This is a genomic window from uncultured Phycicoccus sp. (assembly GCF_947495705.1).
Taxonomy (GTDB): Bacteria; Actinomycetota; Actinomycetes; order Actinomycetales; family Dermatophilaceae; genus Phycicoccus.
This window is the reverse complement of record NZ_CANLZR010000003.1, coordinates 48,528-73,266: the sequence shown is the minus strand read 5'-3', so window position 1 is coordinate 73,266 and position 24,739 is coordinate 48,528. Positions and strand designations below refer to the sequence as shown.

At 73.0% G+C, this 24,739-nt stretch carries 22 protein-coding genes; 12 read left to right on the top strand and 10 right to left on the bottom strand.

The features are described from left to right. Window positions 1-601: 601 nt before the first annotated feature. Both Q0963_RS05535 and Q0963_RS05530 read right to left on the bottom strand, forming a co-directional pair. Window positions 602-1,363: a hypothetical protein gene (locus tag Q0963_RS05535; RefSeq protein WP_299443854.1), complete on the bottom strand. Its 762-nt coding sequence runs from the start codon at window positions 1,361-1,363 to the stop codon at window positions 602-604. Between the two features lie 221 nt (window positions 1,364-1,584). Next, on the bottom strand, window positions 1,585-2,610 hold the full coding sequence (locus Q0963_RS05530) for an NAD(P)-dependent alcohol dehydrogenase (protein WP_299443851.1): 1,026 nt from the start codon (window positions 2,608-2,610) through the stop codon (window positions 1,585-1,587). A gap of 94 nt (window positions 2,611-2,704) precedes the next feature. Here Q0963_RS05530 and Q0963_RS05525 point away from each other — a divergent pair, with 94 nt between their 5' ends. Both Q0963_RS05525 and Q0963_RS05520 read left to right on the top strand, forming a co-directional pair. Then, a complete protein-coding gene (locus tag Q0963_RS05525; protein WP_299443848.1) occupies window positions 2,705-3,394 on the top strand; it encodes a TetR/AcrR family transcriptional regulator in 690 nt (229 codons plus the stop codon). A gap of 11 nt (window positions 3,395-3,405) precedes the next feature. Beyond that, window positions 3,406-4,878: a serine hydrolase gene (locus tag Q0963_RS05520; protein WP_299443845.1), complete on the top strand. Its 1,473-nt coding sequence runs from the start codon at window positions 3,406-3,408 to the stop codon at window positions 4,876-4,878. A gap of 81 nt (window positions 4,879-4,959) precedes the next feature. Here the strand turns inward: Q0963_RS05520 and serS are convergent, their stop codons facing one another. Continuing rightward, the gene (serS, locus tag Q0963_RS05515; RefSeq protein ID WP_299443842.1) at window positions 4,960-6,228 is read right to left on the bottom strand and encodes a serine--tRNA ligase; all 1,269 of its coding nucleotides are present in this window, start codon (window positions 6,226-6,228) and stop codon (window positions 4,960-4,962) included. Between the two features lie 22 nt (window positions 6,229-6,250). Continuing rightward, on the bottom strand, window positions 6,251-6,886 hold the full coding sequence (locus Q0963_RS05510) for a LysE family translocator (RefSeq protein ID WP_299443839.1): 636 nt from the start codon (window positions 6,884-6,886) through the stop codon (window positions 6,251-6,253). A 223-nt stretch (window positions 6,887-7,109) separates the two neighbouring features. Between Q0963_RS05510 and Q0963_RS05505 the strand changes: the two genes are divergently transcribed. From Q0963_RS05505 to Q0963_RS05480, 6 genes are read left to right on the top strand one after another with little or no spacing between them, the layout of a single operon-like run. Continuing rightward, window positions 7,110-8,657: an ABC transporter substrate-binding protein gene (locus tag Q0963_RS05505; RefSeq protein WP_299443836.1), complete on the top strand. Its 1,548-nt coding sequence runs from the start codon at window positions 7,110-7,112 to the stop codon at window positions 8,655-8,657. A 1-nt stretch (window position 8,658) separates the two neighbouring features. Further along, entirely contained in the window at window positions 8,659-9,636 is a 978-nt protein-coding gene (locus Q0963_RS05500) for an ABC transporter permease (RefSeq protein WP_299443833.1), read from the top strand. After that, complete coding sequence (locus Q0963_RS05495; RefSeq protein WP_299443831.1) at window positions 9,633-10,529, top strand: ABC transporter permease; 897 nt, start codon at window positions 9,633-9,635, stop codon at window positions 10,527-10,529. The genes Q0963_RS05500 and Q0963_RS05495 overlap by 4 nt, the downstream gene beginning before the upstream one ends. Further along, window positions 10,529-11,725, top strand: a complete 1,197-nt coding sequence (locus tag Q0963_RS05490) for an anhydro-N-acetylmuramic acid kinase (protein WP_299443829.1) — start codon at window positions 10,529-10,531, stop codon at window positions 11,723-11,725. Before Q0963_RS05495 ends, Q0963_RS05490 begins: the two co-directional genes overlap by 1 nt. A 5-nt stretch (window positions 11,726-11,730) precedes the next feature. Beyond that, complete coding sequence (locus Q0963_RS05485) at window positions 11,731-12,885, top strand: serine hydrolase (protein ID WP_299443827.1); 1,155 nt, start codon at window positions 11,731-11,733, stop codon at window positions 12,883-12,885. Beyond that, the gene (locus Q0963_RS05480; protein WP_299443825.1) at window positions 12,882-14,522 is read left to right on the top strand and encodes an ABC transporter ATP-binding protein; all 1,641 of its coding nucleotides are present in this window, start codon (window positions 12,882-12,884) and stop codon (window positions 14,520-14,522) included. The genes Q0963_RS05485 and Q0963_RS05480 overlap by 4 nt, the downstream gene beginning before the upstream one ends. Here the strand turns inward: Q0963_RS05480 and Q0963_RS05475 are convergent. From Q0963_RS05475 to Q0963_RS05465, 3 genes are read right to left on the bottom strand one after another with little or no spacing between them, the layout of a single operon-like run. Further along, window positions 14,482-15,264, bottom strand: coding sequence for a type 1 glutamine amidotransferase (locus Q0963_RS05475; RefSeq protein ID WP_299443822.1), 783 nt, complete (start codon window positions 15,262-15,264; stop codon window positions 14,482-14,484). The two genes, Q0963_RS05480 and Q0963_RS05475, sit on opposite strands and share 41 nt — an antisense overlap. After that, window positions 15,257-16,588 (bottom strand): cation:proton antiporter, encoded by a 1,332-nt coding sequence (locus Q0963_RS05470; protein WP_299443819.1) that lies wholly within the window; start codon window positions 16,586-16,588, stop codon window positions 15,257-15,259. The genes Q0963_RS05475 and Q0963_RS05470 overlap by 8 nt, the downstream gene beginning before the upstream one ends. Further along, window positions 16,585-17,130, bottom strand: a complete 546-nt coding sequence (locus tag Q0963_RS05465; RefSeq protein ID WP_299443816.1) for a DinB family protein — start codon at window positions 17,128-17,130, stop codon at window positions 16,585-16,587. The genes Q0963_RS05470 and Q0963_RS05465 overlap by 4 nt, the downstream gene beginning before the upstream one ends. A gap of 56 nt (window positions 17,131-17,186) precedes the next feature. On the opposite strand from Q0963_RS05465, the gene Q0963_RS05460 reads away from it, so the two are divergent. Next, window positions 17,187-18,329 (top strand): diacylglycerol kinase family protein, encoded by a 1,143-nt coding sequence (locus Q0963_RS05460; protein ID WP_299443813.1) that lies wholly within the window; start codon window positions 17,187-17,189, stop codon window positions 18,327-18,329. Between the two features lie 36 nt (window positions 18,330-18,365). Here the strand turns inward: Q0963_RS05460 and zwf are convergent, their stop codons facing one another. The 3 genes from zwf to Q0963_RS05445 form a co-directional block, all read right to left on the bottom strand. Next, the gene (zwf, locus tag Q0963_RS05455; protein ID WP_299443810.1) at window positions 18,366-19,814 is read right to left on the bottom strand and encodes a glucose-6-phosphate dehydrogenase; all 1,449 of its coding nucleotides are present in this window, start codon (window positions 19,812-19,814) and stop codon (window positions 18,366-18,368) included. Window positions 19,815-20,433: 619 nt separating this feature from the next. Further along, window positions 20,434-21,819 (bottom strand): HAD-IB family hydrolase, encoded by a 1,386-nt coding sequence (locus Q0963_RS05450; RefSeq protein ID WP_299443807.1) that lies wholly within the window; start codon window positions 21,817-21,819, stop codon window positions 20,434-20,436. 10 nt (window positions 21,820-21,829) lie between these two features. Then, window positions 21,830-22,261, bottom strand: a complete 432-nt coding sequence (locus tag Q0963_RS05445) for a DUF1801 domain-containing protein (RefSeq protein WP_299443804.1) — start codon at window positions 22,259-22,261, stop codon at window positions 21,830-21,832. A gap of 51 nt (window positions 22,262-22,312) precedes the next feature. Here Q0963_RS05445 and Q0963_RS05440 point away from each other — a divergent pair, with 51 nt between their 5' ends. Genes Q0963_RS05440 through Q0963_RS05430 form a run of 3 tightly spaced genes read left to right on the top strand, consistent with a single transcriptional unit; the run spans window position 22,313 to window position 24,737 of the window. Continuing rightward, the gene (locus tag Q0963_RS05440) at window positions 22,313-23,137 is read left to right on the top strand and encodes a patatin-like phospholipase family protein (RefSeq protein WP_299443801.1); all 825 of its coding nucleotides are present in this window, start codon (window positions 22,313-22,315) and stop codon (window positions 23,135-23,137) included. Window positions 23,138-23,176: 39 nt separating this feature from the next. Continuing rightward, on the top strand, window positions 23,177-24,187 hold the full coding sequence (locus Q0963_RS05435; protein WP_299443798.1) for a 1-acyl-sn-glycerol-3-phosphate acyltransferase: 1,011 nt from the start codon (window positions 23,177-23,179) through the stop codon (window positions 24,185-24,187). Between the two features lie 52 nt (window positions 24,188-24,239). Further along, window positions 24,240-24,737 carry an META domain-containing protein gene (locus Q0963_RS05430; RefSeq protein WP_299443795.1) on the top strand — a complete coding sequence of 166 codons (498 nt, stop codon included), beginning with the start codon at window positions 24,240-24,242 and terminating at the stop codon, window positions 24,735-24,737. The last annotated feature ends 2 nt before the right edge of the window (window positions 24,738-24,739 follow it).

Sequence of the window (24,739 nt, the reverse complement as noted above, 5' to 3'; positions counted from 1 at the left end):
GGCCCTTCGTCCCAGGACCCGCCCGGAGTCGGCAGGCGCCGCTGTGACGCGCCACTGTGTGGGGCGCACACCTGGGTGGCGCGTGAGCCGAGAACGCGCGACCACGTGGACGGGGTTGTAGGTGTCGGACGGCGCTACAACCGCGTCCGACATCGACATCCCCGTCCGAAGCAAGGCGGAGTTGCCGCAACTGGCCACAAGCGTGCGGCGGGCATCGTCCGCGCGTCCGAACGGTCAATGGGCGCCATCACGGCCGTCCCTCACTCCATCGCGCCGCCCAGGCCGTCGTGGCTGCAGGTCCAGAACTCGCATCCGAAGCTGTCGCCGTGAGCGCTGAGGCGAGCCAGCCACGGCCCACGCTCACATGCCGCGACCCGGTAGGTGGACTGGCGGCGATAGGACGCACACGTGGGTGCTCCTGGTGGCCGCGCGGCCGGTAGTTGCCGTGGCGACGGCGAGTCTTCTCGGGCGGCCCGGACCGCGGTTCGCTTGGTCGCGCTTCACGGTGGGGGCTGCGGCGGGGACGCCGCGCGCTGTTGATGCGCAGGCACAGGGGTGGCAGCTGGGGGACCAGCGCTGGCGCCAGGTGTTCGAGGACCCATCAGGCACCGTCTTCGGTGACAGGACTCGCGCTGGTCGACTCGGCAGGCTCCCGCCGGAGCACGACCGCGAGGAGCGGCCCCGCGACGATCAGCGTTGACCAGACGATGGAGATCACGCTGATCTCGAAGAAGACTCCCCGATCGATGCCGCGCGTGGCCGAGACGGCCGCGAGCGCACCGACCGCAAGGGCGAAGCAGGCGACGAAGAGCCAGCGGATCGTCCGCTCGACCTTGTTCCTCTGCCTGAACACCGGAGCGAGGACGGCGAGTGCGAGGCTCATCAGAAGGAATCCGAGCTCCTCGAGAGCGATGAAGACCCCGTTGGGGTTGTACATGGTGAGCATCGCCCAGCCGTCCAGCTGGCCCTTCTCCAGACTCGGCTGCATCACCGTGACCTGGATGAAGTAGGTGATCAGCAGCACTGCCGCCGCGATGACCGCCAGGCACACGCCGACCAGACTGAAGATCTTGCGGTCAGCGGGGGCGTACTCGTGGACCGCCGCGATGACCACCACGAAGAGAAGCATCAGGAGCATGGCCGGGTACATCCACAGGTAGTCCCCTGGCCATTGCGCCGCGATGACATCGCTGGTGAACGGATAGGGAGAGTCGTCCGCACCGGCCATCAACGCCAGCGCGAACGTGCCGACGGTGACGGCCGTCATCGTCAGCGCGACCACCGACCCGATGCGCAGAGCGAGCGGAGACGCCGTGTCGGGCAGTCCGGTGGAGGTGGTCGAGGTGGGCGCCAGGTGTGCCATGGTGCGTTCCGGCCAGGGGCCGGTCCCCTTCCTGCCGGGGCACGCAGTGATCTCGACGTGCAAATCCCGGCGCCTCAACCCTACGACCGGGGCGACCCACCTCCCACGGATCGTGCGCGACCCCACAGGCCGGGACCGCGGGCCGAGGCGCAGGACGTCCCGGCCGAGCGGGTCGCCAGGTCGGCATGCGGCGGCGTGGGCCGCTCGCGCCCGTGGTCGGCCTACCCCTTGAGCGTGATGACCGACTTGGCGGTGAGCGTGCCGGCCTCCATCGCGTCGATGGCCAGCGGCACCTCCTCGAGCGTGAACCGCCGGCCGACCGCGGCGGCGACGGAGCCTCGGGAGAGGTGCTCGGCGAGCGCCTCGATGGAGTCGAGCGACTCGCTGCTCATGAAGAACGAGAGTCGTTGCTTGACGAAGGGGGACAACAACGCGGCCCGGAGCTGGCGACCGATACCACCCGTGAGGCGGTCGCCGCCCTCTCCGCCGACGATGACGAGCGTGCCCGTCGGGGCGAGCGCCCGCCGGAGACGGGCGAGTGGGTTGCGTCCGCCGGTGTCGATGATCAGGTCGTAGCGCCGATCGTCGTCGTCGATGTGCTGCCTGGTGTAGTCGATGACGTGGTCGGCGCCGAGGGTGCGAACGGCATCCAGCTTGCTGGTGCTGGCAACGCCGGTGACGGTGGCTCCGAGCGCCTTGGCCAGCTGCACGGCGAACGAGCCGACACCGCCGGATGCCCCGATCACGAGCACGTGCTGGCCCGGCTCGAGACGTCCCCGGCCGGTCAGTGCCTGGAGCGCGGTGATGCCCGAGATGGTCGATGCGGCGGCCTGTTCGAAGGTGACGGCGTCGGGCTTGTGGACCAGCTTCGACTCCTTGGCCGCCGCGAACTCGGCGTAGGTACCCCCGCCGATGCCGAACACCTCGTCGCCGACGGCGAACCGGCTGACGTCAGCCCCGATCGCGACGACGCGTCCGGCGACGTCCATGCCCGGCACCGGGTTCTTCGGCCTGGTGAGTCCGAAACCCATGATCCGCATCAGGTAGGGCCTGCCGGTCATGAGATGCCACACCCCGCGGTCGAGTCCGGCCGCCTCGACCTCGATCAGGACCTCGTCGTCGGCGATGGTCGGCCGCTCGATCGTGGCGACCTCCAGCACGTCGGTCGATCCGTAGGCCAGCTGCCTGACCGCCCGCATCGTGGTGGCCTCCCGCGCCTCGGTTGATCGGTCGTTCTGAGTCTGCATCGTGCTCCTCCATGAGTCGTACTTTGTACGGGTCGATGGGGTGTACGGTACTCGTACTTAGTACTGTTGGCAACAGGAGGGCTCGGAACCAGACGTGACGACATCGCCTGACACGACACGCCGGCGGCTCACCGCCGATCGGGTGCTCGACGGGGCCATGGCCCTGGCGGACCTCATCGGCACTGATGCGCTCACGATCCGCAAGCTCGCCGACGCGCTCGACACCAAGCCCATGACCATCTACCACCACCTCCCCAGCAAGGACGCCATCCTCGACGGCATGGTCGACCGGGTCTTCGCCGAGATCGACCGGCCACCCGCCGACCTCGGCTGGAAGCCGGCCATCCGCCACCGCTGCCTGTCGGCCCGGGAGGTGCTGAGCCGCCACCCGTGGGCCGCGCCGCTCATGGAGTCCCGCACCACCCCCGGCCCCGAGACCCTCGGCCACCACGACGCCGTCCTCGGTTGCCTGCGCCGGGGCGGCCTGTCGCTCGAGATGACGGCGCACGCCTACGCGCTCCTCGACAGCTACACCTACGGCTTCGCACTCCAGGAGGCGAGCCTCCCGGCAACCGGTGGCGCGGAGCTGGCCGACCTCGCAACCTCCCTCATCGAACCGCTTCCCGACGGCGCGTTCCCGCACCTCACCGAGTTCACGACCGACTACGTGCTGCAGCCCGGCTACGACTTCCGGGCCGAGTTCGAGTTCGGACTCGACCTCATCCTCGACGGACTCGAGAGGTCGGTCCGTCGGTCCGAGAACACGAGTTCCGGGAGTCCGTGATCGTGAGGCGTGTGTTGGCTGCTGCCGCGCTGAGTGCCGTCGCGCTCGCCGGCGCCTGGCCGGCGCCCGTACGTGCGCAGTCGGGGCCGGGATCGGTGGAGAGCTTCGTCGACACCGAGTTCCCCGGCTCCGGCGCGCCTGGCCTGGCCTACGCCCTCGTGGCCGATGGCGAGGTCACATCGGTCGGCGCGCGCGGTGTCGTCGAGCGGGGGAGGGACGAGGCAGTCACGCCGGACACCCCCTTCGTCACCGGGTCGATCTCCAAGAGCTTCACGGCGCTCTCGGTCATGCAGCTGGTCGAGGCGGGCAAGGTCGATCTGGACGCCAGGCTCTCTCGCTATCTCGACGTCTTCGCGGATCGGCCCGCAGGCGCCATCACGGTCCGGCAGCTCCTCAGCCATACGAGCGGGTACTCGACCGTGCAGGGAAACGCGTCCCACGCCGACGTCACCCCAGGGCAGGACGAGCTGGCGCGGCGCGTCGACCACCTGGCAGACGTCGCTCCCGCGAACCCACCCGATGAGCAGTGGGAGTACTCGAACACCAACTACGAGATCCTCGGCCGCCTGGTCGAGGTGGTCAGCGGCCGGGAGTACCAGGCCTACGTCGCAGAGGCCATCCTCGAGCCGGTGGGCATGGCGAACAGCTTCGTCGCCGACGGCGAGATCCACGAGGCGATGGCAACCGGCCACACGCCGTGGTTCGGCACGAAACGTCCGCTGCCCGGGAACAGGACCAGCCGTGGCAGCGCCCCACAGGGAGGAGTCGTCGCAAGCGCGAACGACCTGGCGCGCTACCTCCGGATGATGATGAACGGCCAGGACGACGTGCTCAGCGCCGGCGGCAAGTCGCTGATGATGCGCCCGGCGAGCGCCATGTCGCCGTTCTACGGCCTCGGCTGGAGAGTCGATCCCGGCACCGGGGCGGTGTGGCACGACGGGGTGAGTCCGGGCGTCGAGACCCTCGCCAGCATGCTGCCCACGGAGAAGACGGCAGCCGTCGTGCTCGTCAACGGCGGCAGTGGATTCGGGTTCGGGGAAACGGGGCACCTCCGCAGCGGCATTGCCGCCCGTGCGCTCGGCCTCGACGACGACAACGGGTCCGCGTGGTCCCGCCAGGCGTTCTTCCTCAGCCTGGTGGTCATGCCGATCACCTATCTCCTCAGCATGGCGTGGGCATGGCGTCGTCGCAGCCAGATTCGCGCCAAGGTCACCGGGGGCTTCTCCGGCCTGTTCAGCCTGTGGTTCCCACTGCTCACCACGCTCGTGGCGGCGTGGGTCCTCGTCGGACTGGTGCCGTCGCTGTTCGGTACCCCGCTGGGCACGCTGCGCCTGTTCGCGCCCGACCTCGTGGTGGTCCTGGTCGCCTCCGCGGTCACGGGTGTGCTCTGGGCCGCGTTCCGGTTATGGGTGGCCTATGCCGACCGGATTCGACGTCCTTCGCGGCAGGCGGCTCCCATCGGAGACGACAGGACCGTCCCCTAGTCCCGGCGATCTGCGCCGCTCCTGGCGCCACCGCACCAGGAGCAGCGCAGATCGCCTGGACCAGGGAGGGATTGGTCGTCGTCAGCGGACGGGGGTGAGGACGTCGAGCCCCATGAACGGGCGCAGCGCCTCGGGGACGACGACCGAGCCGTCGGCCTGCTGGTGGTTCTCGAGGATCGCGACGAGCCAGCGGGTCGTCGCAAGGGTGCCGTTGAGCGTCGCGGCCACCTCGTTTCCCTGCTCGCCCTTGAACCGGGTCGAGAGGCGGCGGGCCTGGAACGTGGTGCAGTTCGACGTCGACGTCAGCTCGCGGTAGCGGCCCTGGCTGGGCACCCAGCCCTCGCAGTCGTACTTGCGCGCCGCCGGACCCCCGAGGTCGCCCGCCGCGGTGTCGATGACCCGGAACGGCAGGCCCATCGCGGTGAGCATGCCCTTCTCGAGCTCGAGGAGGGTCTCGTGCTCGGCCTGCGCGTCCTCGGGCCGGCAGTACACGAACATCTCGATCTTGTTGAACTGGTGCACACGGATGATGCCGCGCGTGTCCTTGCCGTACGACCCGGCCTCGCGCCGGTAGCACGTCGACTGCCCGGCATAGCGGAGCGGGCCGCGCGAGAGGTCGACGACCTCGTCGGCGTGGTACCCCGCGAGCGCGACCTCCGAGGTGCCGGTGAGGTACAGGTCGTCGGCCTCGAGCCGGTAGACCTCGTCGGCGTGGTGGTCGAGGAAGCCGGCCCCCGCCATGACGTCGGGCTTGACGAGGGTGGGCGTGACCATCGGGACGAAGCCGAGGCCGATGGCCCGCTGCATCGCGAGCTGGAGCATCGCCATCTCGAGCCGCGCGCCGACGCCCTTGAGGAAGTAGAAGCGGGCGCCGGACACCTTGGCGCCGCGCTCCATGTCGACCGCGTCGAGCGCCTCGGCCAGCGCCAGGTGGTCCTTGGGCTCGAAGCCCTCGGCGCCGAAGTCGCGGGGGGTGCCGACGTGCTCGAGCACGACGTAGTCGTCCTCGCCGCCGGCGGGGACCTCGGGCTCGACGACGTTGCCGATGGTCCGCATCAGGGCGTCGAGCTCGGCCTGGGCGGTGTCCGCCTCCGCCTGGAGCGACTTGACCTCGGTCGCCAGCTGCTTGGTGCGGGCGAGCAGGGCCTGCTTCTCGTCGCCCTGGGCGCGGGCAACGTCCTTGCCCATCGACTTCTGCTCCGCCCGGAGCCGCTCGTAGGCGGTGAGGGAGGAGCGGCGGCGCTCGTCGGCGGCGAGCACGGCGTCGACGACACCGTCGTCCTCGCCGCGGGCGCGCTGGCTCGCGCGCACCGTGTCGGGGTCCTCCCGGAGCAGCCTGATGTCGATCACCCGGGGAGTCTAACGACGCAGGTCAGTCGGGACGGCCGGTGACGAGCAGGCCTGCGCCGAGGCCGACCATCATGAGCCCGCCCGCGCCGCCGACCCGGGCCAGCCGGCGCGGCGAGGACGCGAACCACTGCCGGAAGCGGGAGGCCGCGAGCGCGAGGGAGCCGTCCATGGCCAGCGCGACGACCGCGAAGACGGCCCCGAGGACGAGCAGCTGGCTCGCGACCGGCCGGGACCGGTCGACGAACTGCGGCAGCAACGCCATGAAGAACACGAGCGACTTCGGGTTGGTCACCCCGACGAGGAAGCCCGCCCGGATGGCGCCCGCCGCGCGCGCCGTGGGCAGCGGGCCGGTCATCGACGCCGCCAGGGCGTGCCGGGCCCGGAACGACTGCACCCCGAGCCAGACGAGGTAGGCGGCGCCGGCCATCTTGAGCGCCGTGTACGCGGGCACGCTCGCGGCGACGACCGGGCCGAGGCCGACCGCGATCGCCACGATCTGGGTGAGGATCCCGCCCGCGTTGCCGAGCACCGTGAGCAGCGCGGCCCGGCGCCCCGCCGACAGGGCGCGCCCGATGGTGAAGAGGATGGACGGGCCCGGGATCGCGACGATGACGACGGACGCCAGCGCGAAGGCGAGGACGCTCGAGAGGCTCGGCACCCGCCCAGTGTGCGGCCGCGGCCACTCGGTCGTCACCCCGGTTTCACCGCCGAAGGGACGCGACGCCTGCCCTGCCCCGGCAGCGGCGCCCGCCCGCTCGAGATGTAAGAAACTGTCGTCGAGACGTTCCCAGAGAGAACTAATTGACCTAGCATCGACGCAACCCGTGCCCGACGACCCGGACACGCGCGTGCCCCGCCCCAGCCTCCCAGGGAGACGTCCGATGAACCTCCACCGCCCCCGCCAGACCGTCCGGGCCGCCGGGCCCCTGGCCGTCGCCGCCGCGCTCGCCCTCGCGGGCTGCGGGGCCGGCGCCACCACGCCGGACTCGGCGACCCCCGGCGAGGGCACCATCGTCGTCGGGATCACCGCCGACCCCACGCAGACGCTGCCCTGGACGGTGACCTCGAAGCAGGCGATCCAGGTGCTGTCGCAGGTCTACAGCACCCTGCTCGACACCGGCGAGAACGCCGAGCCCGTCGCCGGGCTGGCCGAGCTGCCGACGGTGTCCGAGGACGGCCTCACGTACACGTTCACGCTCACCGATGGCGTGACCTTCACCGACGGGTCGGCGCTCGACTCCAAGGACGTCAAGCACACCTTCGACCTCATTCTGGACCCGGACTCCAAGGCCACCTCGGCCTCCTACTTCGGCTCGGTCGAGAGCGTCGAGGCGCCCGACCCGCAGACGGTCGTCGTCACCCTCGAGCAGCCGGACGCGTCCTTCCCGTCCGGGCTCACCGGCGTCAACACCGCGATCGTCCCCGCCGACGTCGACCCGTCCACGCTCGAGAAGACGCCGGTGGGGTCGGGACCCTACGCGTGGGAGAAGCGCACCCCGAACCAGTCGATCACGCTGTCCCGCAACGACTCCTACTTCAAGGGCAAGCCCGGCGCGGCCGAGCTCGAGTTCCGGGTCATCCCCGACGAGCAGGCGATGGTCTCGGCGCTACGCACCGGGTCGATCGACGTCACCGTCTTCGACAACCCCATCACCGCCCGGACGGCCGCGACCGGTGACGTCGAGAGCACGCCGGTCGACTCGCTCAGCTACCACGTGCTCCAGCTGCGCGCGGCCTCCCCGGTCCTGGAGGACGTCAACAGCCGGCTCGCCATCCAGTGCGCGATCTCGCGCCAGGAGATCATCGACTCGGCCGCCCTCGGGGCCGGTGCCGTGACCGGGCCCATCACCTCGCCCGAGTACCGGTCGGACCCGGCCGCCCAGCCGTGCCCGGAGCAGGACTTCGCGAAGGCCAAGGAGTACCTGGCGAAGGCCGGCACGCCCGACGGCTTCACGCTGAAGCTGATGACGTCCCAGGGGCTGTACTCCACCGCCGTCGACGAGGCGCAGGCCATCCAGGCCCAGCTGGCCGAGGTCGGCATCGAGGTCGAGGTGCAGAGCCTGGACTCCAGCGCCTACGTCGACCGCTGGCTCGCCGGGGACTTCGACGCGGCCATCGCCCTCAACGGTGGCAGCGCCGACCCGAACACGATGTACGCCCGGTACTTCACCTCCGGCGGCAGCTTCAACAAGGTGGCCGGCTACTCCTCGGACACGCTCGACACGCTCTTCGCCGAGGGGGTCGCGACCACCGACGCCGCCGAGCGCGCCACGGTCTACCAGCAGATCTCGGCCGAGCTCGTCGACAACGCCGCGTGGGTCTGGCTGTTCACCCCGAAACTCTTCCTCGTGGCCGACTCCGCCGTCCAGGACCTCGAGCCGCGCACCGACGCGAGCCTCACCGGCCTGTGGAAGGCCTCGATCGGCTGACATGACGAGCCTGCGCACCGCCTTCTCGCACCCCCTGCCCCGCCGGGTGGGGGAGGCCGCGATCACCCTGCTCGGGGTGTCGCTGCTGACGTTCGTCGTGCTCCGCGTCGTCCCCGGCGACCAGATCACGGCCGCGTACGGGATCGCCGCCGGCGAGCTCAGCCCCGAGCAGATCCGCTCGCTCCAGGCGTACTACGGCATCGACCAGCCGCTGCCCGTGCAGTACCTCGGCTGGCTCGGCGGCGTCCTCACCGGCAACCTCGGCATCTCGGCCAACTCGGGGCTGACCGTCGCCGCCCTCACCGCGCAGGCCCTGCCGAACACCATCGAGCTGGCGGTCCTGGCGATCGTCGTCGGGCTGCTGCTCGGCGTCCCCGGCGGCATGCTCGCCGCCAGCCGCCCGGGCCGCGCACGCGACGGCGCCACCCAGCTGGGCAGCCTCGTCGCCCTCTCGGTCCCGTCCTTCCTGCTCGCCACGGCGGTGGCGACGTTCCTGGCGAACCAGCTCGGCTGGTACCCGAACGGCGAGGGGTACCGCACCCTGCTCGAGGACCCGTGGCTGAACCTCCAGCAGATGCTCCTGCCCGCGACGGTGCTCGGGATCAGCATCGCCTCGCCGGTGCTCCAGACGACCCGGGCCGCGATCCTCGGGATCCGCGCCGAGGACTACGTCCGGACCGCCCGGGCCAAGGGCGTGCCTCCGCGGCGGCTCCAGGTCCGGCACATCCTGCGCAACGCGCTCATCCCCGTCGTGACGATGACGGGTCTGCAGTTCGGCTTTCTCCTCAGCGGCGCCCTGGTGGCCGAGCAGATCTTCGCCATCCCCGGCATCGGCCGGCAGGTGCTCCTCGGGCTCAACCAGCAGGAGTACGCGGTCGTGCAGAGCACGGTGCTCGTCATCGCCGCGATCTTCGTGCTCGTCAACCTGCTCACCGACCTCGTGTACCGCCTCGTCGACCCCCGGGTGCGGGTCCGATGAGCGCCGATACCGGCCTCGAGCTGCCCGCGTCCCCGCCGGGCGCGGGGGCCCGTCGGCGGGGCGGCACCTGGCGGTCGGCGTTCGCCACGCCCTCGGGCATCGCCGGGGTCCTCCTCATGGCCGGCGTGCTCGTCCTCGCCGCGATGGCGGTGCTCGGGCTCACCCCGGCGTCGCCGCGCGCCCAGGACGTCAGCCAGGGCCTGCTCGGCCCCAGCGGGACGCACTGGTTCGGCACCGACCAGTTCGGCCGCGACGTCTTCAGCCGGGTGGCGTCCGGCCTCGCCAACTCGATGCGCGTCGCCGTCGTGTCGGTCGCCGTGTCCGGCGTCGTCGGGATCACCCTCGGCGTCGTCGCCGGTTACTACCAGGGGCTCGCCGACCGGGTCGTCGGCGTCGTCAACAACGTCCTGTTCGCCTTCCCCTCGCTGCTGCTCGCCCTGGCCCTGGCCGCCACCCTGGAGCGCAGCTGGGTCACCGTGAGCGTGGCCATCGCCGTCGTCTACGTGCCGATCTTCGCCCGGGTGGCCCGCGGGCCGGTGCTCAGCCTGCGGACCGCCGACTACGTCGTCGCGGCCGACGCGATCGGCCGCAGCCGGCTGTCGACGCTGGTCGAGCACGTCCTGCCCAACATGGCCGGCATCCTCGTCGTCCAGACGACCCTGTCGCTGTCCTGGGCGGTCCTCACCGAGGCCTCCCTCAGCTTCCTCGGCTTCGGCACCCCGCCACCGGCGGCGTCGCTCGGCGGGATGGTCTACGAGGCGCAGACCCTCGCCGTCATCGCGCCGTGGATGCTCGCCTTCCCCGGGGCCGCGCTCGTGCTCGCCGTCGTCGGGCTCAACCTCCTCGGCGACGGCCTGCGCTCGGCGCTCGACCCCAGAAGGGCGGACCGCTGATGCGCGTCGTCGGCATGATCTCGGGCACCTCCCACGACGGCATCGACGTCGCCGTCGTCGACCTCGCCGTCGTCGACGACGTCCTGCACGCCCGGCTGGAGCACACCGCCCTCATCCCGTACGAGCCCGCACTCCGCCACCGGCTCCGGTGCGCGCTCCCGCCGGCGCCGGTCGGCCTCGACGTCGTCTGCGAGCTCGACACCGCCATCGGCCAAGCCTTCGCCGACGCCGCGCGCACCGCCGTCGCCGCCGCCCCGGGCCCGGTCGACCTCGTGTGCACCCACGGCCAGACGGTGTTCCACTGGGTCGACGGGGGCCGAGCGCTCGGCACCCTCCAGCTGGGCCAGCCCGCCTGGATCGCCGAGGCGACGGGCGCCCCGGTCGTCTCCGACGTGCGCGCCGCCGACATCGCGGCGGGTGGCCACGGGGCCCCGCTCGTCCCGGTGCTCGACACCCTCCTGCTCGCCCCGTTCGTCGCCGACGGCCGGCGCGCCGGCGCGCTCAACCTCGGCGGCATCTCGAACGTCACCGTCTGCGCCCCGGACGCGGAGCCGGTGGCGTGGGACATCGGCCCCGCCAACGCGCTCGTCGACGCGGTCGTCACGGCCGCCACCGACGGGGAGCAGAGCTACGACGCAGGCGGCGCCCTGGCAGCGGCCGGCACGGTGCTGCCGGACCTGCTGGACCAGCTGCTCACCGAGCCCTACTACGCACTGCCGGCACCGAAGAGCTCGGGCAAGGAGCTGTTCCACGGCGGCTACGTCGACGCCGCGCTCGACCGCCTCGGGCGCCGGCCCGACGTCGCCGACCTCGTCGCCACCCTCACCGAGCTCACCGCCCGCACCGTGGCAGACGCCACCGTGCACGCGCGGCTCGACGTGCTCGTCGTCTCCGGAGGCGGGGTCCGCAACACCACCCTGATGCGGCGCCTCACCCAGCTCGTCGGAGCGGTCGACGTGCTCCGGACCGACGACCTCGGGGTCCCCGCCGACGAGAAGGAGGCCGTCGCCTTCGCGCTCATCGGGTGGGCGACCGCGTCCGGCCTGCCGGGCAACGTCCCCAGCTGCACCGGCGCCGCGGGCCCTCGGGTCCTCGGCCGGGTGACCCCGCCGGTGGGCCGCGCGCTGGAGCTGCCGCCGCCCCTGGCGCGCTGGCCGCACGCGCTGCGGGTCGATGCCCCGGGGCCCGCCTCGTGACCGTGGTGGCCGAGCGCATCGACCGGCTCCTGGCCCTCGGCGCCGACGGCCGGCACCCGGCGGGCGCGGTCGTCGGGCTCCGGTCCGCGGCCGGCACCGAGGTCCGGGCCGGGGGCTGGGCGGCCCTGCCGACGGCGAGCACGGACGGCGTCCCCATGACCCCGACGACGTGGCTGGACTGGGCCTCGGTCACGAAGGTCGCGGTGACCACCGTGCTCGTCCTGCGGCTCGTGGATCGCGGTGACCTCGCGCTGGCGGATCCCGCGACCCGCTATCTCCCGGGGTTCGCGGTGCCCGGCGCCGACCGGGTCCGGGTGGCGGACCTGCTCACGCACACGGCCGGGCTGCCGCCCTGGTGGCCACTCTACGCCGAGACGACCGACCGGGACGGCGCCCTGGCCCGGGCGCAGGCGCTGCCGCTGCAGGCGGCGCCCGGCACCGCCCACCGGTACTCGGACCTGGGCCCGCTCCTGGCCGGGCTCGTCGTCGAGCGGGTCACCGGGCTCGGCCTGGCCGCCGCCCTCCATGACCTCGTGACCGAGCCTCTCGGGCTCGCGCTGCGCTTCGGCCCGGTGGCCCCCGACCTGGCCGCGACGACGGCGGACTCCGACGTCGTCGAGCAGACGATGGTCGCGACCGGCCGCCCCTACCCCGTGCCGCCCGACGCCGGCTCGTTCACCGGGTGGCGTGATGGCCCGGTCCGCGGTGAGGTCCACGACGGCAACACGGCGCACGCCCTCGGCGGGGTCGCCGGCCACGCGGGCGCGTTCGGCCCGGTCGCCGACCTGCTGACCCTCGGAACCGCCCTGTGCGACGGGGCCCTCGTCCGTCCCGAGCTGCTCGACATCGCCGCGCGGCCCACCCCGGCTGCCCCCGACCAGGCCCTCGGCTTCCGCCGCAGCGTCCGGTCCGGCCCGGGCGGCCGTCCCGTCACCTGGCTGTGGCATGGCGGCTTTCCCGGCGCGTTCTGGGCGGTGGAGCCCCGCTCGGGCACCGTCGTCGCCGGCGGGGCGACCCGGCTGCACGGCACCGTCGGGCCGCTGGCGACCGGGGCGCACCCCGCCGACCCCCTGCACGGGGTGGCCACCGGCGACGAGATCGCCGGGGTCGTGCTCGACGCCGCCACGACAGCACCGACGGCCGAAGGAGCCCTGCCATGACCGACCCCGGAGCCGCCGACGTCGTCCTGTCGATCCGCGACCTCACCGTGGCGTTCTCCACCTCGCGCGGTGACGTCGAGGCGGTGCGCGGGGTCGACCTGGACGTCGCGGCCGGCGAGACCGTCGCCGTCGTCGGTGAGTCCGGGTCCGGCAAGTCGACCCTCGCCGCGTCCGTCAACCGGCTGCTCGCCGACAACGGGCGCATCACGTCCGGGTCGGTCATGCTGCGTGACCTCGACATCACGGCCGCGGACGAACGGACCCTGCGCGGGGTCCGGGGCAGCCGCATCGGGCTGGTGCCGCAGGACCCGATGACCGGCCTCAACCCGGTGATGCGGGTCGGCGCCCAGATCGTCGAGGCGCTGGAGGTCCACGGCCGCGCCTCCGGGCCCGCGGCGCGCACCGAGGCGGTCGCGCTGCTGACCCGCGCCGGCATCGCCGACGCCGACGCCCGCTTCGGCCAGTACCCGCACGAGTTCTCCGGCGGGATGCGGCAGCGGGTCCTCATCGCGATGGCGCTGGCCTGCCGGCCGGAGGTGCTGCTCGCCGACGAGCCCACCTCGGCGCTCGACGTCACCGTGCAGCGGCTCGTCCTGGACCAGATGGCCGAGCTGGCGGCGGACGTGGGCGCGGCCGTCGTGCTCATCACGCACGACCTCGCCCTGGCCGCGGAGCGGGCCGACCGGGTGGTCGTCATGTACCGCGGCGAGATCGTCGAGTCGGGCCCGGCGCACGAGGTCATCTCCCGGCCCCGGCACGAGTACACCCGGCGGCTCCTCGCGGCAGCGCCCGGGCTGGCCGAGCGAAAGGTGGCAGTGACGGCCGGGGGCGGGCCGGCGCCGGCCACCGACGGCGAACCGCTGCTGCGGCTCACCGGCGCGGTGAAGCGGTACCCGATGCCGGGGCGCGCCGAGCCCTTCCTCGCCGTCGACCACGTGGATCTCACCGTGCCGCGCGGCCGGACCGTGGCCATCGTCGGCGAGTCCGGCTCGGGGAAGTCGACCACCGCCCGGCTCGCGCTCCGGCTGGAGGCGGCGGACGGCGGCACGGTCACCTTCGACGGCCGGGACGTCGCCGGCCTGCGCGGCAAGGACCTGCTCGGGTTCCGCCGCTCCGTCCAGCCGGTCTTCCAGAACCCGTACGCCTCCCTCGACCCGCGCTACACCGTCGCCCAGGTCGTCGCCGAGCCACTGGAGGTCCACCGCATCGGCGACCGCGCCCACCGGCGCCGGGCGGTGGCCGAGCTGCTCGAGCAGGTCGCACTCCCGGCCGAGCTGGCCGGCCGCCGCCCGCACGAGCTGTCCGGCGGGCAGCGGCAGCGGGTCGCGATCGCCCGGGCACTGGCCCTGGGCCCCGACCTCGTCGTCCTGGACGAGGCCGTGAGCGCGCTCGACGTGCTCGTCCAGGAGCAGATCCTCGACCTCATGGTCGAGCTGCAGCGCGACCTGGGGCTCGCGTACCTCTTCATCAGCCACGACCTCGCGGTCGTCCGGCTCGTGGCCCACGAGGTCTACGTCATGCGCCATGGCCGGGTCGTCGAGCACGGCGAGCCCGAGCAGATCCTGACCGCCCCTGCGGAGGAGTACACGCGGCGGCTCATCGACGCCATCCCGGGCCGCTCGCTGGTCCGGAGCTGACCCGAGCCTCGGCCGGCCGGGCTGCCGCGCGCGCCCGGACGACGGCGACGAAGCCGTCCAGCAGGGCGCGGGCCGCAGCGGACGACGCGGGCTCGGCCGCGGCGGCCGTCGCGCGGAGCTCGTCGAGGTCCGCGCCCTCGGCGGCGAGCCGGGTCGCGTCCCAGCGGTCGAGGCGCTCGGCGGCCACCTCGGGGTGGAACTGGAGCCCCCAGGCGGCCTCGCCGAGCCGGAAGGCCTGCACCGGGCAGCGCTCGGACGAGGCCAGGTGGACGGCCCCCGGCGGCAGCGTCACGATCTCGTCGCGGTGGTGCTGGATGGCGGGGAACTCGTCGGGCAGGCCGCCGAGCACCGGGTCCGCGGCGGACTCGGGCAGCCGCCGGATCATGACCGAGCCGCGTTCGGGGCGGCCGGAGTCGGCCACGACGGTCCCGCCGCTGACGAGGGCGAGCAGCTGCGCGCCCAGACAGATCCCCAGGACGGGCACGCCGTCGCGCAGCGCCCGGCGGGCGAGCAGCCGCTCGCGCGGAAGCCACGGCGCCCGCTCGTCGTCGTCGGGCATGAACCCGCCGCCCAGCAGCAGCACGGCGTCGTACCCCGCCGGGGAGTCGGGGATGCCGTCCCCTGCCACGGTGGTCAGGCGCGCGCCGTGCCCCTCGAGCCAGGCAGGAAAGCGCCCCGGCCCGCTGCCCGGGTCGTTGACGACGACGAGGACCTCCAGGGACGGGCGGGGCCCGTCAGCCATCGACGCCCGCCGACCGCGGGGGCCCATGCACCCGGCCAGAGTTGCGGCGGTGCTGCTCCAGCCGGCGCATCACGGGGGTCGCGAGCACCCCGTGGACGAGCACCGACAGCGCGATCGTGAAGGTCACGGTCGACCACATCCAGCGCTCCTCGGAGAACGCCGCCGCCCCCGCCCCGAACGCGAGGTAGTACACCGAGCCGATGCCGCGCACCCCGAAGAAGCCGATGACGAGCCGCTCGCGACGGTCGATCCCCGCGGTGCCGGGCCGCGTGCGATGGCCGAGGAAGGCCACGTAGCCCGCGAGCGGCCGGATGACGAAGACGAGGAGAACCCCGACGAGCGCCCCCCGCCAGTCGAGGTTGGCGAGCAGCCCCCGGGTGAAGGCGAACCCGAGCCCGAGGAGCAGGACCAGGGTCAGCAGCGTCTCGAGCCGCTCGACGACGTCGTGCAGCTGCTGGTGGTACTCGTCCTGCCGCTCCACCGAGCGGATCGTCACGGCGCAGGCGAACACGGCGAGGAAGCCGTAGCCGTGGACGGCCTCGGCCAGCCCGTACGCGAGCAGCAGCGCGGCGAGCGCGAGCAGCGGCTCCCCCGTCTCGGCGAGCCGGAGCGAGCGGGCCCGGGACCGGAACGCGATCTGTGCGAGCACCCAGCCGAGGACCACTCCGACGGCGACCCCGACCGCGACCTTGCCGACCAGCTCCCAGCCCACCCAGCGCCACACCCCGCCGGCGGGCGCCCCGGCGGCGAGGAACACCGCAGCCCACACGAACGGGAACGCGAGGCCGTCGTTCAGGCCCGCCTCGCTGGTCAGGGCGAACCGCACCTCGTCGTCCTCGTCGACGGCCCCACCGTCGCCCTCCAGGGTGGGACCCTCGACCTGGACGTCGGAGGCGAGGACCGGGTCGGTCGGCGCCAGCACCGCCCCGAGCAGCAGCGCCGCGGGCAGCGCCACCCCGAGCGGGCCCCACGCGAGCAGCGCCACGCCGGCGATCGTCAGCGGCATCGTGATGCCCAGCAGACGCCAGGTCGGGGACCACGTCGCCCACGACGCGCGCAGCCGCGGCCGCAGGGGCCGGTCGAGGGCGAGCCCGACCCCCATGAGGGCGACGAGCACGGTGACCTCGGCGAGGTGCTCGATCCAGGGCCGCAGCGCCACCGGGTCCACCGACACCGAGCGGGTCGGCGGCAGCAGCCCGATGAGCATCCCCGCGATGACGAGCACGATCGGCGCGGACAGGGCCCAGCGGTGCAGCACCCGCGGCAGCACCGCCGCGAGCAGCAGCGCCGCCCCGAGCAGGACGTAGACGAGGGTGGCGCTCACGAGCGGGAGACCCCGACGTCCCACAGGTGGTGCGCGAGGTCGTGCAGGCCGTACCGGGTGAGGCTGAGCGTGGTGAACCGGGACCCGTTGGACCGGGTGGCCGGGCGGTCCCACTCGTCCGGGCCGACGCGGGCGACCGTGGCCGCCCAGCCGGCCGCGGCGCTGCGGATCTCGGACGCCACCGTGCCGGGGTCCTGGGTGCCGTACGCCTGCGCCACCGCGGCCTCGTCCTGGTCCCAGTTCGCGAACGTCGGGTCGTGCTGGTCGAGGAGCAGGCGGGTGCGCTCGTCGAACACCCGGCACACGTCGCGCACGTGGCAGCCGTACTCCAGCGGCGACCACGTGCCGGGGTCGGGCCTGCGGGCCACCCCGTCGCGCCCGAGGATCTGCGGCCACGGGTCGGTGAGGACGGTGACGAGCCCGGCGAGGTCGTCCGGGCGGACCGTCGCGGCGTCGAACCCGCAGTCGGGGCACGCGCGCTCGAGCGTCCAGGTCCAGTCCTTGGTGTCGGGCCGGATCTCGCCCGCGCCGGGGTCGCTCATGTCCGGGAGCCTACGGCGATAGCCCGATGTCGCCGCCCCTCATGTACGTTGCGTCTGTGTCGGGCGAGACGTGGACGTACATCGGGATCGGCGTCGCCGTCGTGTTCGCGATCGCGGGGGCGGTGCTCCTCATCACCTCCCGCGACGACGGACGCCAGGCGCGGCCCGACTCCCGGCCGGCCCGCAACTCCTTCCGCCAGGGCGCCGATGACCAGCCCCCGCCGAAGAAGCGGGTCGCGGTGATCGTCAACCCGACGAAGTTCGAGGACCTCGACGAGACCCGGCGCACGCTCGCCGCGGTCTGCGCCGAGCACGACTGGGACGAGCCGCTCATGCTCGAGACCACCGTGCACGACGTCGGCTACGGCCAGACCCGCCAGGCCCTCGAGGAGGGCGTCGACCTCGTCTGCGCCCTCGGAGGCGACGGGACGGTGCGCGCCGTCGGCGAGGAGCTCATCGGCACCGGCACGCCGTTCGGCCTGCTCCCCGGCGGCACCGGCAACCTGCTCGCCCGCAACCTCGAGCTGCCCGTCGACGACCTCGGGAAGGCGATGGCGGTGGCGCTCACCGGCCGCAACCGGCGCATCGACGCCGCATGGATGACGCTGGACCCCGAGGACGACGACCTGGTCCTCGAGGAGGGCGCCGGCGAGAACTCGTCCTCGGGCGAGCGTCGCCACGCGTTCTTCGTCATGGCCGGGCTCGGCCTGGACGCCGCGATCATGGACTCGACGTCGGAGGAGCTGAAGAAGCGGATCGGGTGGGCCGCCTACGTCCCGTCCGGGTTCGCGCACTGGCTCACCGACCGGTTCCGGGTCACCATCACGTGCGACGGCGGCGACACCGAGACGCGGCGGGCCCGGATGGTCGTCATCGGCAACTGCGGGAAGATCACCGGCGGCATCGACCTCATGCCCGAGGCGGAGCCCGACGACGGCCTCCTCGACATCATCGTCCTGTCGCCCCCGGGCGTCGCCGCGTGGGCGTCGGTCGCCGCCCGGGTCGTCACCCGCAGCGACCGCACCAGCTCGACGCTGTCCCGCTCGCGCTGCGGGGCCGCCACCGTCACGGTCGACGAGCACCAGCGGGTGCAGGTGGACGGCGACATCATCGGCGAGGCGAGCCGCCTCTCGGTCGAGATCGAGCCCCGGGCGCTCATCGTGCGCACCCCGAGCGCCAAGGGTGGCGCCGGCGCCTGAGCGGCGTCGCGTGTATCGGGCCGGGCCCGCCCGCGCTCAGCTGGGTCCGACGTCGGGCCCGGGCCGCTCCCGCCAGGGACGCTCGAACGGCTGACGCCAGGTGAAGGGCGCGATGAGCTGGTGGATCTGGTTCGGCCCCCAGGTGCCCTGGGCGTAGGGGTGCACCGGCGGCGGGTTGTCGAGCACGGGCTGGCTGATCTGCCACAGCCGCTCGATGCCGGGCGCGGTGGTGAACAGCGTGCCGTCGCCGCGGGCGGCGTCGTAGATGAGCCGCTCGTACGCCTCGAGCCCGGCGCCGGCCCAGTCGGACTCCTGCATCGCGAACTGCATCGACAGCTTGTCGAGCCGGAAGCCCGGGCCGGGACGCTTGCCGTAGAACGACAGCGACATCCGCGAGCGGTCGGCGAGGTCGAAGGTCAGGTGGTCGGGGCCCTGGTCGCCGACGCCGGACCCCTTGGGGAACATCGACTGCGGGGGCTCCTTGAAGGCGATCGAGATGATCCGCGACCCCTCGGCCATCCGCTTGCCGGTGCGGAGGAAGAACGGCACGCCGGCCCACCGCCAGTTGTCGACAAAGCACTTGAGGGCGACGAAGGTCTCGGTCTCGGAGTCACCGGCCACCCCGGGCTCGTCGTGGTAGCCCGTGTACTGGCCACGGACGACGTCGGCCGGCTGCACCGGCTGCATCGAGCGGAAGACCTTGTTCTTCTCGCGGCTGATGGCCAGCGGTTCGAGCGCGGTCGGCGGCTCCATCGCCGTGAAGGCGAGGATCTGGAAGAGGTGGGTGACGACCATGTCGCGGTAGGCGCCGGTCGACTCGTAGAAGTCGGCGCGCTGGCTGAGCCCGATGGACTCGGGGACGTCGATTTGGACGTGGCTGATGCTGTTGCGGTGCCAGATCGGCTCGAACAGGCCGTTGGCGAACCGGAACGCGAGGATGTTCTGCGCGGGCTCCTTGCCGAGGAAGTGGTCGATCCGGAAGATCTGGTCCTCGTGGAACGACTCGTGCAGCTCGGCGTTGAGCGCGACGGCGGACTCGTAGTCGTGCCCGAACGGCTTCTCCATCACGACCCGGGATCGCTCGCACAGCCCGGCGTCCGCGATCGTCGTGACCGCGGCGAGGGCGGCCTTGGGCGGGACCGCGAGGTAGTGCAGCCGCAGCCGCGTCTCGCCCGGGAGGAGCCCCTCGGCGTGCACGACCGCGTCACGCAGCGCCTCCGGGCCCGCCGAGAGCGGCAGGTAGTCGAGCCGCTGGGCGAACTCGCGCCAGTCGGCGTCGTCGGTCTCTCGGGTGCTGTGCTCGCGCACTGCGGTGAGGGCGAGGGCGCGGAAGTCGTCGACGGACATCTCGTCCAGCGAGGTCCCCACGACGCGCAGGTCGTCGAGGAGGCCGGACTGGAAGAGGTGGAGCAGGCCCGGGATGAGCTTGCGCTTCGCGAGGTCACCGGTGGCTCCGAAGAGGATCACGGTCGTGGGCGCGGTCATGGGTCCACCCTGTCGTCCGCGCGGTTCGGGCGCTACCCCGGGTCCCCTCTCCTCCGTCCCTGCTCCCCGTCCCCACATCGACCAATAGGTCACGCCAGGTACGGACCCGACCCCCCATCCGTACCCCGATCGACCAATAGGTCACGCCAGGTACGGCCCGACCCCCACCCTCCGTACCCCGAACGACCAATAGGTCACGCCAGGTACGGGCGCGGAAGCCTGAGGAATAAATTTCCCCAATCGGGGAGTTGTATGAGTCGACGGTGCCGCCCTGCTGGGCGAGCATCGGCGGGAGGGGACCGTGCCAGCGCAGGGGCTCGCGCGGCCCTCCCGCACCTGGCCGCTCGACCGGCTCCAGCGCCTGCCGACTCGTCGCAACATCGACCTATTGGTCACGGCAAATACGGGCCCGACCAGGACCTTCCGTGCCGAGATCGACCTATTGGTCACGGCAGGTACGGGCCCGACCATCACCTTCCGTACCGACATCGACCAATAGGTCACGGCAGGTACGGACCGGACACCGCCTTCCGTACCCCGATCGACCTATTGGTCACGGCAGGTACCGGCCCGGTCACCACCTTCCGCGGCGGGGCGCGGACCGGCCGGCCGCCCCGGCTCAGCTCTTTCGGGGGCGCGGGGACGCCAGCCGGATCTCCTCCGCCGTCGGGGTCCGGGCCTCACGCGCCTCGGGCGGCAGGAGGTCGGCGATGGCCGCCATGATGCGCCGGGTGTCCTCGACGGGGGACTCGCCGTCGAGCTCGACGGGCGGCCCCACCCGCACCTGGACCGTCGGCGGGTTCGTCAGCGTGTGCATCCGCGGCACCGGCGACGACCGCGGCCACACCTTCTCGCTCCCCCAGATCCCGAACGGGATGACCGGGGCGCCGGTCGCGGCCGCCAGCCGGGCGGCGCCGGTGCGACCGGTGAGGACGGGATCGTAGAACCGCTCGCCCCGCGGGATGGTCCCCTGTGGCAGCAGGCAGACGATCTCGCCGGCCTCGAGCGCGGCGGCCGCGGCCTCCAGCGACTCCGTGCCGCCGGAGGACCGGTTGACCGGGATGCCACCGAGGGCCAGCGCCAGCGGCCCGACGACCGGCAGCTCGAAGAGCTCCTTCTTCGCGAGGATCCGCCCGGTCCGCTTCGTGGGCCGCATCATCTGGATCATCGCGGGGATGTCGAAGTAGGACCGGTGGTTGCCGGCGAGGACGGCCGCGCCGGTGCTCGGGATGTGCTCGGTCCCGGACACGTCGAACCGGGCGTAGGGCCAGAACACCGGCGGGTTGGCCAGGAAGAGGAGCCGCTGCAGCTCCACCCCGAGGACGGGCACCTTCACCACTCCTGGCGAGACGTCGAAATGCACGATGGGCCACCCCCGGGCGAGCGCGTAGACGGTGAGCCGCGGGTCGGGATTGACCGCGGCGGGGTTCCCGACCGCCCGCAGGAGCGGGAGGTCGAAGATCGAGTCGGAGTACGCGAAGCTCTCGGCGAGGTCGATGTCCTCACGCTCCGCCCAGGCGCGCACGGCGGCGAGCTTGCCGCGGGACCACACGAAGGGCCCGTCCAGGGTGCCGTCGAAGAGGCCGTCCTCGGTGAGGGCGTACCGGGTGGCCACGACGTGGTCGACCCCGAGCCGTTTCGCGAGTGGGCGCACGAGATGCTCCGGCGTCGTCGTCGCGAGCACCACCGGGCGTCCGGCGGCGTGGTGCTCCTCGATGAGCCGGAGCGCGAACGGGTGGACGACGTCGGCGATGGCCTCGGCCGCCGCAGTGGCGGCGACGTCGAACGTCGTCCCCTCGCGGCCCTTGGCGATCCTCGTGGCCTGGCGGGCCAGGGCGATCGACGGCAGGGTCTCGCCGAGGCGGTCGAAGACCGAGTACAGGAGCCCCTCGCCGGGGAGGCGGCGCGTGACGACGCCGAGGTCGTACATCGCGCGCGACAGCAGGGGGCCGGTGCCGCCCTGGAGGAGGGTGCGGTCCAGGTCGAAGATCGCCGCACCGGACATGGAGCCGAGGCTACCCGGCGGGGTGCTGCCCCTCCTCGCGCGCGGCCATCTGCGCCTTGATGCGCCGCCAGCCGCCGGCACGGTTGTTCGCGGCGATCTGACGCAGCATGGTCGTCAGGGGGCCGTCGGGGATCGCGTCGCCCTCGTAGAACGCGACCGTGCGCGCGGTCTCGTTGTCGTGACCTCCAGTGATGATGCCGGCGGGATCCGGCACGATCGCCCCGTCGTACACGAAGAGGTTGAGGTGGTCCTTCGTGCCCAGCAGGGCGCAGACGTTCCCCTGGAGGACGAAGTACGGCTGGACTCTGCGCTTGATCGTCTCCTCGATGCCCGGGTCCGCCGCCCAAACCAGCTCGCGCAGGTGCCCCGCGACCTCGCTCTGCCAGCCCGGCAGACCGACGATGTACGCGTCGACGCCAGGGTGACGACGGCGCTGTGTCATGCGCTCGAGGATCCCAGATGTCCGATGGGATGTCATGCCTAGGCTGAGCGCATGACAGCGCGCCCACTCACGGCCTTCGTCCTCGGTGGCGGGGGCATCCTCGGCGCGACGCAGGTCGGGATGATCCGGGCGCTGGCCGACGGCGGCATCCGCCCCGACCTCGTACTCGGCACGAGCATCGGTGCGCTCAACGGGGCGTTCGTGGCGGCGGACCCCACCCCCGCGGGCGCGGAGCGGCTCGCCCAGGTGTGGGACTCCGTCATCGCCGACCGGGTGTTCGTCGAGAACCCCGTGCGGCAGGTGGCCCGGTTCGCCCGCTCCCAGACGCACCTGTTCTCGAGCGGTCCGCTGCGCCGCGTCGTCGACGAGTACCTCCCGGTCGACTTCTTCGACGAGCTCGCCGTCCCGTTCCAGTGCGTGGCGGCCTGCATCGAGGACAGCAGCGCGCAGTGGTTCACCTCCGGCGAGCTGGTCGGCCCCGTGGCCGCCTCGTGCTCGGTACCAGGACTCTTCCCGCCGGTCGAGATCGGCGGTCGCCACTACCTCGACGGCGGGCTCGTGCACTCGATCCCGGTCGGGCGGGCCGTGGAGCTCGGGGTGACCCGGATGTTCGTCCTCCAGGTCGGCCGCGTCGAGCAGCCGCTCAGCCCGCCGCGCTGGCCGTGGGAGGTGGGGACGGTCGCGTTCGAGATCGCCCGGAGGCATCGGTTCGTGCACGAGATGGAGGCGATGCCGGACTCGGTCGAGACGCACGTCCTGCCCAGCGGTGCGGCGTCGAGCCCGAACCTGCCGGTGCGGCACGTGCGGACCAGCCGGATGCGCGAGCGCGCCCAGCAGGCCTACGAGGCGTCGGCCGAGTACCTGTCGCTGCTCTGACCTCCCGGGAGCGAGCCCGCCGCCCCCTAGGCTCCCGGCATGGGCCTGCGCAGCATCCCGCCCCCGCCGCAGCTCGCGCGGCGGTTCCTCCACGTCGTGTGGCCGCTCGTCGGGGTCGTCATCACCGGCGTCATGGTCCCGGTGATCGTCGCGGGCGCCCTGCACTCCCTCGTCGACCGGCGGGCACGCCTCTTCCGCGTGTCATGCCTCGCCGTCGTGCTCATGTGGGTGGACATCCGGATGCTCGTGCACTGCTGGGCGTTGTGGGCGCGCAGCCCGGACGGCTCCTCCCCCACGTGGCGCGAGGACCACGAACGCCTCCTCGGCGGCGCCCTCGACTCGCTCATGTACTACACGCGCCGGTGGCTGGGGCTCGAGGTCAAGCTGGCGGACCGGATGCACTTCGGGAGCCACGCCGAGCCGCTCGTCGCGTTCGCCCGCCATGCCGGCCCCTTCGACTCGCTCGCGATCACGTGGCTGCTGACCCGCACCGTCGGCCGGCTGCCGCGCATCGTCCTCGCGGAGGCCATGCGGTGGGACCCCGGGGTCGACACCATCCTCACCCGGCTCGACTCGTTCTTCGTCCCCTCCGGCAGCAGGGAGGACCGGCTCGCCGGGGTGCGCTCGATGGCCGCGAGCCTCGAGGAGGACGAGGTGTTCCTCCTGTTCCCCGAGGGGCAGAACTGGACCCCGACCCGCCGGCGACGGGTCATCACCGCGCTGCGGCGCCGCGGCCAGCACGACCGGGCGGAGCGCGCCGAGCGGCTCGTCCACGTCCTGCCGCCGAAGGTCCGAGGCGCGTGGGCGGTGCGCTCGGCCCGGCCGGACGCCGACGTCATGGTCATCGCGCACGCCGGGTTCGGCGAGCTGTCGACGGCGCGGCTCATCTGGGACGCGCTGCCGTTCCACGGCCGGCCGTTCCTCGTCACGACCTGGACCTACGCCGCCGACACCGTGCCCGGCGACCCCGTCGTGTTCGGGGCCTGGCTGGACGACCGCTGGCGCGAGGTCGACGCGTGGGTCAGCGAGCACACCGACGGCCCGGTGTGACGGCCGCCGCCAGGCCCCGGAACCGGCCCGCCCCGGCCGGCGTCGGACCTCCATGAGGAGCAAGCGCGTCGTCGCCGCCGCCGTCGCGGCCACCGTGACGGTGCTCGTCCTCACCGTCATCGTCGCCACCCGGTGGGGCGGACCGGCCGGGGACGACGCCCTCGGCGGCGACCAGACGCCGGTCCGGTCCCTCGACCAGCTGGCCGGGCGGTGGACCGCCGTCAACGACACGACGACGCCGGCCCCCTTCGCCGCGCCCATCGTGCTGGCGGTCGACGGTGACCTGCTCCAGGTCAGCACCGGCTGCAACAGCGGCAGCGGGACGGTCGCCGTCGAGGACTCCCGCCTCGTCATCGCGGACACCGGGCTGGCCGTCACCGAGATGGGCTGCCTCGACCCCGCCGTCACCGCGCAGGAGGGGTGGGTCCTCGACATGCTCGCCGCGCGCCCGCGACTCGAGACCGCGGGCCCGTACCTCGCCCTGCACTGGGGTCCGGGCGAGCGGTTCTGGCTCGGCCTGGAACGCGAGACGCCGACGGCCGCGCCCTGACG